Raw genomic sequence first — 12,386 nt, 5'->3', positions numbered from 1 at the left:
TCTCCTCCTCATCCTTTGTAGCTGTTACGCCATTTCAGCAATCTTCTTTCAAAAAGACGCACGAAAGAATCAGATGCTTTTCCAAATACAGCAAAGATAATGATCCCGACAAATACAATCGTGGTCTGCGAGAACTGCCTTGCGTCTGTAATCAAATACCCGATGCCCTCGCTTGATCCCATTAATTCTGCAGCTACAAGTGCAAGCCACGCTGCGCCAAGCGAGAGCCTTATTCCTAGGAGAATATTTGGCAGAGCCGAAGGCAGTACCAGGAGTCTGATCTGTTTCCATTTACTGAATTCAAGGACTTTAGCAACTTCAAACAGCTTTACATCTACACTCCTTATTCCTAAAAATGTGTTCACGTAAAGGGGGAAAAACGCTCCTTTTGCGATTAACAAAAGCTTTGATGCCTCACCAAAACCGAACCAGAGAATGAACAGCGGAATGACAGCAAGAGTGGGAACGGTTCTCAGCATCTGCATGGTGGGATCAATCGTTTCTTCTGCCTTGCTGGAAAAACCAACTATCAGTCCAAACAGAAGTCCAAGAGATCCTCCAATCACAAACCCTCCAATAGCACGAAGCAGACTCACTTGAAAATGATAAAGAAGATTCCCTCCTGTCAGAAGATCAAGAAAAGAAAGGAAAATATCGGTTGGCCTCGGAAGAAGAGTCGGGGAAATCAGTCCGAGATACCCCGCGAGCTCCCATAATGCCAGTACAGCTGCGGGAAGCAGCATCCCTCTTGCAATCGCTGATGATTTCCCGTTTTTTCTCACTTCATCTATAGCGGTTTCCCCTTGCTGTGATTTATGACCGGGTGCAAAAATCCATAAAGCTTTTTGGCTCAAAATGACCTCCTCCTTATATTCCCGCACTGTCTACAAGCTCAAGTTCATCTGTTTTTTCAAATTCGTTCAGGATCAGCTGCCGGTATTCCTGGAAGGACCGGCTCGTTTTTTTTCTTGGATGAGGAAGGTCAATGCTGACGATGTTACGAATGGAACCGGGTCTGGCATTCATAATGACAACGCGGCCCCCGAGATAAATAGCCTCATCTATATCGTGAGTGACAAACAGCATTGTTGTTCTGTTTTTTTGCCAGATATCAAGAAGAACTTCCTGCATATGTGAACGTGTAAAAGCATCAAGGGCTCCAAAAGGTTCATCAAGGAGCAATACTTTAGGGTTTCTGAGGAGGGCTCTTGCTATAGCTGCCCTCTGAGCCATTCCCCCTGACAGTTCTTTTGGAAAAGCTTTTTCAAAACCGGCAAGCTTGACAAGTTCAATCAGCTCTTTCACTTTTTTCCACGTTTCCCTTTCAAATAGGGAGTGATTGGCCGCTATATTTTTTTCTACGTTCAGCCAGGGAAACAGCCTTGGCTCCTGGAAGATGAACCCTTTGTCAATGCTTGGACCCTGCACCTCTTCCCCCGCAATTTGCACACTTCCTGTTAAGTCCGTGTCGAGCCCCGCAATAATCTTGAGCAGGGTGCTTTTTCCGCACCCGCTCGGACCGATGATCGTGATAAATTCTCCGTTATGAACGGAGAGCTGAATATCTTTCAAAGCATGAGTTACACCCTTTTCAGATCGAAACCGTTTGTTTAACTGACTGATCTCAAGCAGAGTCATACATGCCCACCTTCCAGGGCGGCAGCCTTTTGTTTTTCTTTTATAAGCGGGAGCAGCAGCTTCCCTGTTATTTCTGCTTCCTCAAGATTTGGATACCCGGATAAAATAAAGGATGAGATGCCTAGATCAGCGTACTCCAATATTCTGTCTGATACTTGATCCGGCGTGCCTACGAACAGAAGGGAACCGCCTCCCCTGACTGATGACAGACCGGTCCACAGATTGGGACCCGCGAAATAATCATGATCTGCCGACTGTGCCCGAAGCTTATTCTGGCGATTCTGGTTAACGGCATCGCTGCGGTTGAACCGCACAGAAGACTGTTCAACTGCACGATGATCAACTTTACTGATAATGTTCCATGCTGTACGGTATGCCTCTTCTTCTGTCTCCCTTACAAGCACCTGTGCCCGCAATCCGAATTTCAGACTGCGCTCGATCCCGGTTTCTTCCTTTTCTTTTTTTAGCAAGTCCCTCATCTCTTCCATCTGCTCTTTAATCCAATCAAGCGGCTCAGCCCACATTAGATATACGTCTGCCGTTTTAACAGCCGTCTTTTTACCTGCAGCTGAACTGCCTCCAAAGTAAATGGGCGGATGTGGTTTTTGGACGGGTGCGGGCTGGCTTGCACCCTGCTCAATTGCATAATAGTCGCCTTTATAAAAAAGTCCCTTTCCGCTGCCTGAGGCATGAGCCGCTAAAAACTCGTTTCCTTCTGCGGGAGCCTGCTGGTCCCACAGTCCCTTTACGATCTGCAGAAATTCAAGCGTTCTGTCATACCTCTTGTCATGATGGTCAGCAAGAGGATCTCCGGTTGCCCGCAAATCATCAGGGGAACCGCCTGTCACTATATTCACCAGGGCACGGCCTTTGGACAAGACATCAAGAGTTGCTGCCATTCTCGCGGCAAGAACAGGTTCAATCAGACCAGGCCTCATGGCTACTAGAGGCTTTAGGATGGTTGTATGCGAGGCAATCATGGACCCCGTTATCCATGCGTCAAGGCAAGAGCCGCCTGTAGGAATTAATGCAAATGTAAATCCTGCTTCTTCGGCTTTTTTTGCCACACTGATCATATATTCTGCTGTTGACTCCCTTTCCGGTTTAACTCCTATGTAAGCTCCGTCCCCCGTCGTTGGAATAAACCAGCCAAACTCAATCTGATGTCCTGTTATACTCATATCTCCTCATCCTCTCTCATTTTCCCCATTAAAAAAAGACACGTTCTACAAGTAGAATTCGTGTCTTCTCCGGATGACCGGTCGAATGACTTCAGCTTAGCTTTTCACAGGCTTCGGCTTCGTAAATCTATTCTTTTCAGTGCTGTCGAGCTGGGTGATTTCTCCTCCGTGAATGGTAATCAGCACAGATCCATAATCGATTTTCTTAACGGCGGTTAAAATCTGCTGAAGATGTGAGTCTTTTACATTGGCCATCCATGTTCCCCCTTAATTCAATTCTTTTTCAATGCTCAGATTTTGGGCAATTTCTGCAAATTGTTCAAATTGAATGTCAACCTTCTCCTGTACCTCTTCATCCTTAATAGGCTCATTGGCATCTGATTTATCTACATACTTATCAAGTACATAGACTCCTTTAAGAATGGTCTGTGCACTTAAAGCAGCGAGCAGCGGTTTAAGTGCGTAATCAATGGCCAGTAAGTGAGCTGCACTTCCGCCGACCATTAAAGGAAATAATGGTTTATTCTTGAAGATATCCTGAGGAAGCAAATCCAAAAGGGTTTTTAATGCGCCTGTATAGGCCGCTTTGTATACAGGCGAGACAATGACAACTCCGCTGGCTCCGCGAAGAGCCGAAATTGCTTCTGTGATGGACGGATCATCATATTTTCCCCGAATTAAAACATCCGGATCAAAATCAAGCACTGAAATCTCTCTTACAGATAATCCTCTTTCCTCTGCTTTCCTTTTAATATAGGCAGATACAACTGATGACCTTGACGCTTCAGATGGGCTTCCGGAAATTGATACAAGATAACTCACAACCATCATCCTTTCCAATAAGTGCAAAGGCCCCAATATCTGTTTAAAAAAGCAGAAAGTGGAGCCTTCGGTTTTCCGATTAGCATATCATAATTTTTTGTAATTGTCTGTATTTTATAACTTATTAATCCGATAAGTCAACTATGTTTTTCAAAAAAATAAAAAAATCCAGCTCTGCATGTAAACAGCAAAGCCGGACAAAACTTAATACTTTGCAGTAGAAAGACAGTAATACGTATCTTTTCCTACAATACCGTCAGAAGACAAGCCTTTATCAGCCTGAAAGGCCTTTACGGCACGTTCAGTCATACTTCCAAATATTCCATCTGCAGCACCCGGTGAATAGCCGAGGCAGGAGAGTGTCCGCTGAATGGCGGCGACATAGGCAGACTTGTTTCCCGAATGACCGTTCTTGGCAAGATACGCATGGCTGAAATCAATTACGGTATTGCTTAGGACGACTCCGCAGATGATTCCTCCTGACCGGACAAAGCCTTTATCCGACTTGTTGATAATCCACTGATATCCTTCACTTTCTGTTCTGGCATTCTCTTCCCATGCACTTCTCCCGTTGCACGAATACGCTTTTGCATCTAATGACATATGTACTTCCCCCCTGAAAATAATCATTCCGTTAAGGTACTCTGACTGCCGTTCCATTCTTTATGTATTCACAGAAAGCACCTGAACCTCCATATAGGTACGAATGATGGGGCTGATTGGTTTCAAATTTCCATATGAGTTAATTCTCAGATGCCCTCTGTGTAAACAAACTCGCAAGGATATAAGCACAGAGTGATATCAGAATAGGAAGAACGACTGTGTGCATGCCGAGCGCATTTGGATAAAGCCTGTCAAACAAAATGTAGGATCCCATTCCGAAAATCATTGATGCAAGCGCTCCGTATTTGTTTCCAAGAGTCCAGTACAACCCAAAAATCACAGGCCAGATAAAGACAGACTGCAGGCCTCCAAAAGAAAACAGGTTCAGCCAGATCAGCAAATCCGGAGGACTCAGGGCAAACAGCACAACAGATATTCCTATAATACTTGTCACCCAAAAGCTCGCTGTTTTCACTTGTTTTTCGCTCGCATCAGGCTTGATATAATTTAAGTAGATGTCTTTTACAACCGCCGAGCTGACAAGAATCAATAATGAGTCAACTGTCGACATGATTGCTGCCATCGGTGCTGCCAGGACAAGTCCTGCAAGCAGCGGCGGCAGCACTTCGAGCGTCAGCATCGGCATTACCTGGTCTCCGACTTCGATTCCCGGAAGAACAGAGCGCGCAAAAACGCCAATCAGATGCATGCCGAGCATAATAAAGCCGATGACGCCCGTCCCAATAATGATGGCCCTGTGCATGGACCGGGAATCTTTGTAGGACATCGCCCTCACTGTAATTTGCGGAAGACCCACTACTCCAATCCCGACAAGAATCCAGAAGGAGGAAACATAAAGCGGTGTCAAGTCCCGTTCAGCACCAAACGGAGACACAAAATCAGGATTTTCAGCTGCGAGATCTGCCATGATCGCAGGTATACCTCCACCGGCTATGATTACAGCAACCAAAAGCACAAGTGTTCCAATAAACATGATGACACCCTGGACAGCATCTGTGAGCGCAACTGCCCTGAAACCGCCGATAATGACGTAAACAAGGACGGATACTGCGAAAATAAACAATGCGGTTGTATATGACACTCCGGTGAGAGACTCAATTAACCTTGCCCCTCCAACCCATTGCGCAGCCATGGCTGAAAATAAAAAGACAATGATGCTGACTGCAGAAAGAATAACAACGGCATGACTCTGATATCGTTCTTTCAGAAAGTCTATAAGCGTGATTGCTTTATACTGCCTTGCCATAATGGCAAATTTTTTGCCGAGCACCATCAGGACAAAATACCCTGTCGCAAGCTGGGCCATTGACAAAAGCACCCATCCGAGGCCTTTAGTATATGCAACACCCGGACCGCCAATGAAGGAGCTTGCACTTCCGTATGTAGCAATCATTGTCATCGCAAGAACAAATCCCCCAAGCTGTCTGCCTCCAAGAAAATACTCCTGCAGGAACGAATCAGCGGACTTTACATGACGGTTTGCCAAGAATCCAATCAAAAAAATCAGAACCAAAAACAGCAAGAGAGGAAAAATAACAGACCAGTTCAATTTGAATCCCCCTCTTCTGCATCATCAAACGGCACTTCTTTAAAAAAGAATCGAACAATAAGCGCAACAAGGACAAGCATCACAATAAATCCAAGCACACAGCTGTAGAAAAACCATTCCGGCAAACCGAGCACGTATTTGTAGGATTCAGGATCGCCCGAACCGAGGCCGTACGCAAAGCCAAACCACCAGATAAAATTAAAAATAACAAGAACAAGTCCAATTTTCGCTTCCCTGTGGGCAATCTTAAATCGCCAGTCACTGCTTTTTTTCATACCTGCTCTCCTTTCAAAAGAAATTCTAGTACTTATTATAGCTATCTTCACTGGAAGAATCATCAGGGTTTTTCGAGCGTTCTTTCGAAAAAAACAGGTTTAGAGCCCTCCGGCATAGGGAATTGTACTCAGAGGTCTGCTTCAAAAACACAAAAACATGCAAAATCTTTTTCTCACTTTCTATCATGATTCAAGTCACGATGAGACAAGGCCGGAAAGATGCGTTATACTGTTCAAGTGCCTTTTTTGCCCCTTCCTGCAGCGGACATCATGTTTACTGGCGCGCACGGCGCAATCATCCATCCGGTATTTTTGCCTGCGAGAGCAGGCAGCTTAGTGTTCATGAGCAAATAATAGCTAAGTGAGAATGATTTGGTTAATGCATTTTTTTAACGCAATCTTTAAGGGTTAGTTACTATTGCTTCATAGAAATGAAAAAAGAGATTTGTTGGTTTTGCATGTTTTTGTGTTTTCCAATTGAAGTAAACCCTCTGCGAATCTATCAAAGATGGGAGTTTTTAATTGAATATGAAAAAAGTTTCAGCAGTATTTTACGTATCGGCTGCCATTCTCGCTCTTCTTGTGCTTGCGGGTGTCGCTGCACCTAAAACACTTGAGAGCGTGACTGGAAGTCTGCAAGGAATGATTACAGATAAATTTGGATGGTATTATTTGATTGTCGTGACCGCGTTTGTGTTTGTATGTTTATATTTGCTCGTAAGTCCGATTGGCCGGATTAAACTTGGGAAACAGGAGGATAAGCCTGAGTTTTCACGTCCAACCTGGCTTGCCATGCTGTTCAGTGCAGGAATGGGAATAGGCCTGGTCTTTTGGGGAGCAGCTGAGCCGATCAGCCATTATGCAATCAGCTCGCCTACCGGAGAGACAGGCACAGATCAGGCAATACGCAACTCTATGAGGTTTACGTTTTTCCATTGGGGAATTCATGCATGGGCTATTTATGGGATTGTTGCTCTGGTCCTGGCATACTTTACGTTCCGCAAAGGTGAGCGAGGATTAATCAGTGCTACATTAAAACCGATAATCGGCCGTCATGCGGATGGTCCAATAGGAAAAGCAATTGATGTTATCGCGGTAATTGCCACAGTTATCGGAGTTGCCACAACACTTGGTTTTGGTGCAGTCCAAATTAACGGCGGACTCACTTTTCTCTATGGCATTCCATCCAACTTATGGGTGCAGTTCGTAATAGTCGCTGTTTTTACAATCCTTTTTGTAGCCTCTGCGCTGAGCGGGCTGGGGAAAGGCATTAAAATTCTGAGCAACGCAAACATGATTTTGGCTTTTGCACTCTTCATGCTCATGTTTATTTTTGGACCGACTCTTTTCACGCTTAACCTTTTTACAGATACAATCGGAACTTATCTTCAGAATCTGCTGAATATGAGCTTCCGCATCTCGCCTCTTGACGAAGAAAACCGCAGCTGGATCAACGGCTGGACCATCTTCTATTGGGCCTGGTGGATTGCATGGTCACCTTTTGTCGGCATCTTTATTGCCCGCGTCTCAAAAGGAAGAACCATACGCGAGTTTGTAGTGTTCGTCTTGCTCATTCCATCACTAATCGGATTCCTCTGGTTTTCAACGTTTGGCGGTTCAGCCATTTTGCTTGAACACGAAGGAATTGCAAAAATTTCAGCACTGGCCACAGAAGAATCTCTCTTCGGTGTCTTTGAAAACTATCCGATGGGAACCGTTCTTTCCATCATTGCCATGCTGCTTGTTGGTACGTTCTTTATCACATCTGCTGACTCCGGAACATTCGTGCTCGGCATGATGACAACAAACGGCTCGCAAAACCCGAGCAACAGCGTCAAAGTGATCTGGGGAATTTTCCTGGCTGCCATTGCTCTTGTCCTTCTTTATTCCGGCGGACTGCAGGCCCTGCAGAACACGATGATTATTGCTGCTCTGCCGTTCTCAGTCATTATGGCGCTGATGACCATAAGCTTAATCAAATCGTTATCAAAAGAAGCAAAAGAACTGGGAATGACACAGGTTCCGGTTAAAAAGCAGAAGAAGAAAGTTGAGACTCCTGCATAAATATAAAATAGACAAAAGGCTCAGGAGCATTCGCTCCTGAGCCTTTTGTCTTTAGCAAGTATCTTTTTATTTATTACCTATTTGATTGACCGAAACTGTCCCGCTGACTTCATTCCCAATTAAGACCAGCGGTTTGCCTGTCGGGCTGTTCTTTGCCGGAATGAACTCAAGTCCTTCAGGTGAAACATCCCCTGCGATGGCTGCTGAAAAATCCCGTGTGTTTAAGTAATTGGCAAACTCCGGAGAGGCTGGATTTGACACGTTATAAGCCATAACCCCCCCGATCCTCTCAAGACCTATAAATGCATACACGTCTTTCCCGATACTTCCGATTTTTACATCCTCAGGTTCAGGTCCTTTTTTCGCACTCCTCTTTTCAAAAGCTGTATCGTCATTTGACCAGTTAAAGACGTCCGGATAGCGCTGTGAGGTCACGTTCTCAAAGTCGCTGCCGCTGTCATAAACAAGCTCCATTGTTTTCGCATTCCAGATGGAAAAAGATCTTCCTCCAAGAGTGTAGACGGCATCCGTCCCCCGGTCTGTCAAAATCTCAAGCTTGTCAAACTTGCCTGATTTCTTCATATACTCAAATGTTTCTTCTGCTTTTGCTTCTGACATCCCATTAAAAAGCGTTGAGTCGAGGGAAATGCTGTTTTTTACATCCTTGAAATCAGCGATGTTTTCAAACTCTTCCCACTCGGTAGCATCTCCTTCGTTTGCCGTAACAAGATACTCCTTACCCTTAATCTTCATATAAGCGACGCTGTCAGGCATGTATGCTCCAAGAACCGGGAGCCGTTCAAGCTCAACTTGGTCATTCCGTGATGCATCAAGCTCGTTACCAGGAAGGGAATGGTCTTTATAGCCAAGTGATTTAACAGATTTGACCTTCCCCGTCTTTAGATCGACTGCGGCCATGGCGTTGTTTTCCTGAAGAGTCACATAAGCAGTGCTTCCATCTTTATCAAGGGCGATGTATTCAGGTTCAAAATCCCTTACTGCATCTGCTTTTGTTCCGTTGTTGCGGATATGAACATCGCTGTTAATAACTTCAGAATCATTAAACCCTGCACGCTTTACGCTTCCGGTCCTCAGATCTGCAATCGTTACAGAACCCTCAGGATCAATGCCCTTTTCAAGTCCTTCGCGCGGTTCGCCTTCATCAGCCGATACAATATATCGTCCGTTTTCAGAGATTTTGACCATATCAGGCTGAACGCCGGCATCAAAGGTTTTAAGCAGGTTGCCTTCATAATCCATAACCGCAATTTTTCCGGATTTTGCATAGTCCGCTTCCTGAATGGCAACTGCAATGATGTTCTTTTTCGTATGGATGTCAATGCTTGTTACATCTCCATACTGAAAGGAAGCTGAGTTTACAGCATCCGCGATATTTAATGATCTTTCTTTTTTCAGCTCCTGCTTTTTCCCTGAAGCAAGTTCTGCAAGACTTACTATATCAATCGTCTGCTGCTTGCCGTTGATGACATAAAATTTCTTGTTGTCTGAGTTGTATTTGACAATCTCCGCGACTCCGCCATCTTCATCTGTCATTCCAGTGCTGAAGTTTCCGATCTTCTCAAGCTGAAGGCTGTCCGTAAAACGCGGGTCAGCTGAAGAATCTCCTTTTAATTTGGCTTCTGCAGGATAATTCCCCAAAAACCCCGCTGACAGCATCACACCTGCTAAAGAAAAGGCACCTAATTTACTGTACAGACTTGAACGTTTCAACTTCATTCCTCCTGTCCTTTTAAAAAACCTACCTTAAGAGTAGCGGAAAAAACGGGTCGATTACGGTTAAGTTTCTGTAAAGAAATATTGAGGCTTTGTAAAAGTAAATAAGAGCATACAAAAAAAGGCTTATCCCATAGGAAGCCTTGTTTGTCATGACGCAAGAGCAGCCTTCATCTGCTTTCTCGCTCTATGTATTTTCGTTTTAACAGTCGGAAGCTTTAAGGAAAGCTGTTCGGCTATTTCCTGATCCTTCATGCCAAGAAACAGCTTCATCATCATAATCTCGCGTTCTTCCGCTTTCAGCTCATTCAGCACTACTTTTGCTTTTTCTTTCAAAAACGCATAATCAGCGGTTTCCTCCACGCACTCTCTTCCATCCGCAAGTACAAGGTCTTCGAGGGACGTCTCATTTCTCTTTTTCCTGATAAACAGATCAATCGCCGTTCTTCTTGCAATCGAGGAAAGCCAGTTTTTCAGTTTGTCTTTTTCAAAAATGGTATCAAGCTTCAAGAATGCCTTAATAAAGGTTTCCTGGACAATATCCTCCGCCATGTGCGGATCTCTTGTCATTCTCAAAGCAATTCGGTAAATAGCGGTATAGTAAGTTTGATAGATTTCGTTAAATGACGGCTTTTCATACGCCAGTGCTGCTGGGGGCATCAGACACTCACCCATCCTTCTCATATTCTGTTTTCTCTCTTCCTGTTTGATTATAAGCCAGCAGCACGGGGCGTTAAAGGAAACTTTTTCTTAAGATTTTTTAAAGAAGATTTAAGAAATCATAGATTGAACGTATGTTTAATACGGAGAGCTGTTTCCTCGGCCGGAAGATTCGTATTATTAATCCTTGTATAATTTGTTCTTTTTATTTCTCCCTCGTCCGAGTTTAGTCTGTAGATCTCCATGCTAGACAGCAAATCATTTTCAGACCAATCAAGATTGCGCTTAGTTGGTTTATGCGCAAGGCGGTGTTCACTTTTGTTGCGGAGGAGTCTTACATCTGTATCCGCTTCAAGCTCTGCAAAGTATACGTCCGCTCCTTTTGACTCAAAAACAGCACAGATCTCTTCTACATAGTCCCAATCCGCCTGCTGATCAAACGCCCATACATATGTAAAAATCAAACCGGGCAAATCACTCCCCGCCACTTCCTCGAAGATTCTCTTCCTGAACTCACCAACCAGCTTTTTCCCTTGCTCAGTCCCATAATTGAAAAAAGGAGCTACAAGGTCAATGGTCATGTGATTATGAAAAAGCTTTAAATCCGTCATTTTTTCAAGCTGCTGTCCAACCGTCATTTTCCCGACAGCCTGCGGGCCGAAAATCAATACAAATTTCATCTTAACGCTCCTTATTTATCAGGGACTTTTTCATGCACAGACTGGCTGATTTCCCGATATAGGGACCATAGTTTGGAATGGCGCTGTATCCGATCCTTTTATATAGATTAATTGCTTCTTGCTGCTTTGTACCTGTTTCCAGAACCGCATCAGTATACCCTTTTTCTGCTCCCGTCTTTTCGAGCTGACGCACAATCTCCTTTGACAGGCCCTGTCCGCGGAACGTTTTTTTAACGAAAATCCGTTTCAATTCAATCGTGCTGCTGTCGAATTCTTTGAAGGCTCCGCAGGCTGCTGCCACGCCATCTTTATAAATCAAAACCACATCGTGAATATCATCCAGCTGATTATGGGGAGTGTATTCTTTTTGCAGATCCCCGTACCGTTCATGCAGATCCTGATCAAGCAGCTTAACGAGGCTCAGAAAATCATCATTGCGGCCATTTGTTTTAACTAGTTTCATTGTCATGTTCCACCCCGGAAATTAGAATACTTTCTATTTTCAGGCAACAGAAGGACAATTACAAGAAAAAAAACATGTCAGCCTAAAAGCTGACATGTCTTAGATCTACTTCTCTCCAATAATCTCATCAATAATGCCGTATTCCTTTGCTTCCGCTGCACTCAAATAGTAATCACGGTCAGAATCGCGGGCGACTTTTTCGATTGGCTGTCCTGTCCGTTCAGCAATGATTTTATAGATGTGCTCGCGGAGCTTTAGAATGCGGCGCGCTGAAATTTCAATCTCTGCCGCCTGGCCTCTTGCCCCGCCGAGCGGCTGGTGGATCATGATTTCACTGTTTGGAAGTGCAAAACGTTTTCCTTTTGTTCCGGCCAAAAGCAGCAAGGCCCCGAAAGATGCGGCCATACCTGTACAGATCGTTCTGACGTCAGGTTTGATATATTGCATCGTATCAAAAATGGAGAAGCCGGCAGTGATTGAGCCGCCTGGACTGTTGATGTAAATGGATATATCTTTATCAGGATCTTCTGCAGCCAGAAATAACAGCTGAGCCACTGTCACGTTTGCCGTGTGATCATTAATTTCATCGCCAATCATAATAATCCTGTCTTTCAGCAGGCGGGAATAAATATCATAGGAACGCTCACCGCGGCCTGAACTTTCAATGACGTAAGGGATCGTACTCATCCTTTTTCC

At 44.5% G+C, this 12,386-nt stretch carries 14 protein-coding genes; 1 reads left to right on the top strand and 13 read right to left on the bottom strand.

All coding sequences use genetic code 11. The annotated features are described in order from the left end of the window. Positions 1 to 8: 8 nt before the first annotated feature. The 8 genes from ACTSEZ_RS02125 to ACTSEZ_RS02090 form a co-directional block, all read right to left on the bottom strand. Positions 9 to 854 (bottom strand): ABC transporter permease, encoded by an 846-nt coding sequence (locus ACTSEZ_RS02125; protein ID WP_369732525.1) that lies wholly within the window; start codon positions 852 to 854, stop codon positions 9 to 11. 13 nt (positions 855 to 867) lie between these two features. Then, positions 868 to 1,638 (bottom strand): ABC transporter ATP-binding protein, encoded by a 771-nt coding sequence (locus tag ACTSEZ_RS02120; RefSeq protein WP_029565336.1) that lies wholly within the window; start codon positions 1,636 to 1,638, stop codon positions 868 to 870. Continuing rightward, positions 1,635 to 2,819: an LLM class flavin-dependent oxidoreductase gene (locus ACTSEZ_RS02115; protein WP_369732523.1), complete on the bottom strand. Its 1,185-nt coding sequence runs from the start codon at positions 2,817 to 2,819 to the stop codon at positions 1,635 to 1,637. The genes ACTSEZ_RS02120 and ACTSEZ_RS02115 overlap by 4 nt, the downstream gene beginning before the upstream one ends. Positions 2,820 to 2,915: 96 nt before the next feature. Further along, positions 2,916 to 3,074, bottom strand: a complete 159-nt coding sequence (locus ACTSEZ_RS02110; protein ID WP_369732522.1) for a DUF2292 domain-containing protein — start codon at positions 3,072 to 3,074, stop codon at positions 2,916 to 2,918. Positions 3,075 to 3,086: 12 nt separating this feature from the next. Further along, the gene (gene ssuE, locus ACTSEZ_RS02105) at positions 3,087 to 3,641 is read right to left on the bottom strand and encodes an NADPH-dependent FMN reductase (RefSeq protein WP_369732521.1); all 555 of its coding nucleotides are present in this window, start codon (positions 3,639 to 3,641) and stop codon (positions 3,087 to 3,089) included. 204 nt (positions 3,642 to 3,845) lie between these two features. Beyond that, a complete protein-coding gene (locus ACTSEZ_RS02100; RefSeq protein ID WP_369732520.1) occupies positions 3,846 to 4,244 on the bottom strand; it encodes a peptidoglycan-binding domain-containing protein in 399 nt (132 codons plus the stop codon). Between the two features lie 139 nt (positions 4,245 to 4,383). Beyond that, the gene (gene panF / locus ACTSEZ_RS02095) at positions 4,384 to 5,814 is read right to left on the bottom strand and encodes a sodium/pantothenate symporter (protein ID WP_369732518.1); all 1,431 of its coding nucleotides are present in this window, start codon (positions 5,812 to 5,814) and stop codon (positions 4,384 to 4,386) included. After that, positions 5,811 to 6,089, bottom strand: a complete 279-nt coding sequence (locus ACTSEZ_RS02090; protein ID WP_369732517.1) for a YhdT family protein — start codon at positions 6,087 to 6,089, stop codon at positions 5,811 to 5,813. Before ACTSEZ_RS02090 ends, panF begins: the two co-directional genes overlap by 4 nt. A 528-nt stretch (positions 6,090 to 6,617) precedes the next feature. Between ACTSEZ_RS02090 and ACTSEZ_RS02085 the strand changes: the two genes are divergently transcribed. After that, complete coding sequence (locus tag ACTSEZ_RS02085) at positions 6,618 to 8,153, top strand: glycine betaine uptake BCCT transporter (protein WP_369733063.1); 1,536 nt, start codon at positions 6,618 to 6,620, stop codon at positions 8,151 to 8,153. 66 nt (positions 8,154 to 8,219) lie between these two features. On the opposite strand, the gene ACTSEZ_RS02080 is transcribed toward ACTSEZ_RS02085, so the two are convergent. From ACTSEZ_RS02080 to clpP, 5 genes are all read right to left on the bottom strand, one after another. Then, positions 8,220 to 9,884, bottom strand: a complete 1,665-nt coding sequence (locus ACTSEZ_RS02080; protein WP_369732516.1) for a choice-of-anchor I family protein — start codon at positions 9,882 to 9,884, stop codon at positions 8,220 to 8,222. Positions 9,885 to 10,037: 153 nt separating this feature from the next. Then, positions 10,038 to 10,547, bottom strand: coding sequence for an RNA polymerase sigma factor (locus ACTSEZ_RS02075; RefSeq protein ID WP_369732515.1), 510 nt, complete (start codon positions 10,545 to 10,547; stop codon positions 10,038 to 10,040). 119 nt (positions 10,548 to 10,666) lie between these two features. Then, positions 10,667 to 11,227, bottom strand: coding sequence for a DEAD/DEAH box helicase family protein (locus tag ACTSEZ_RS02070; RefSeq protein ID WP_369732513.1), 561 nt, complete (start codon positions 11,225 to 11,227; stop codon positions 10,667 to 10,669). Position 11,228: 1 nt separating this feature from the next. Then, positions 11,229 to 11,690, bottom strand: a complete 462-nt coding sequence (locus tag ACTSEZ_RS02065; RefSeq protein WP_369732511.1) for a GNAT family N-acetyltransferase — start codon at positions 11,688 to 11,690, stop codon at positions 11,229 to 11,231. Positions 11,691 to 11,795: 105 nt separating this feature from the next. Then, complete coding sequence (clpP, locus tag ACTSEZ_RS02060; RefSeq protein WP_369732510.1) at positions 11,796 to 12,377, bottom strand: ATP-dependent Clp endopeptidase proteolytic subunit ClpP; 582 nt, start codon at positions 12,375 to 12,377, stop codon at positions 11,796 to 11,798. Positions 12,378 to 12,386: the final 9 nt, after the last annotated feature.

It is taken from the genome of Metabacillus mesotrionivorans, from assembly GCF_052171315.1.
GTDB lineage: Bacteria > Bacillota > Bacilli > Bacillales > Bacillaceae > Bacillus_P.
Note: the sequence above shows the minus strand (reverse complement) of the source record. Positions and strands in the feature narration are given on the sequence as shown.

Excerpts from the sequence above, each read along its gene's own strand:
- ACTSEZ_RS02075 (WP_369732515.1), bottom strand. The coding sequence starts at position 10,547 with ATGCCCCCAGCAGCACTGGCGTATGAAAAGCCGTCATTTAACGAAATC.
- ACTSEZ_RS02120 (WP_029565336.1), bottom strand. The coding sequence starts at position 1,638 with ATGACTCTGCTTGAGATCAGTCAGTTAAACAAACGGTTTCGATCTGAA.
- ACTSEZ_RS02070 (WP_369732513.1), bottom strand. The coding sequence starts at position 11,227 with ATGAAATTTGTATTGATTTTCGGCCCGCAGGCTGTCGGGAAAATGACG.
- ACTSEZ_RS02085 (WP_369733063.1), top strand. The coding sequence starts at position 6,618 with ATGAAAAAAGTTTCAGCAGTATTTTACGTATCGGCTGCCATTCTCGCT.
- ACTSEZ_RS02090 (WP_369732517.1), bottom strand. The coding sequence starts at position 6,089 with ATGAAAAAAAGCAGTGACTGGCGATTTAAGATTGCCCACAGGGAAGCG.
- ACTSEZ_RS02115 (WP_369732523.1), bottom strand. The coding sequence starts at position 2,819 with ATGAGTATAACAGGACATCAGATTGAGTTTGGCTGGTTTATTCCAACG.
- ACTSEZ_RS02065 (WP_369732511.1), bottom strand. The coding sequence starts at position 11,690 with ATGAAACTAGTTAAAACAAATGGCCGCAATGATGATTTTCTGAGCCTC.
- ACTSEZ_RS02100 (WP_369732520.1), bottom strand. The coding sequence starts at position 4,244 with ATGTCATTAGATGCAAAAGCGTATTCGTGCAACGGGAGAAGTGCATGG.
- ACTSEZ_RS02110 (WP_369732522.1), bottom strand. The coding sequence starts at position 3,074 with ATGGCCAATGTAAAAGACTCACATCTTCAGCAGATTTTAACCGCCGTT.
- clpP (WP_369732510.1), bottom strand. The coding sequence starts at position 12,377 with ATGAGTACGATCCCTTACGTCATTGAAAGTTCAGGCCGCGGTGAGCGT.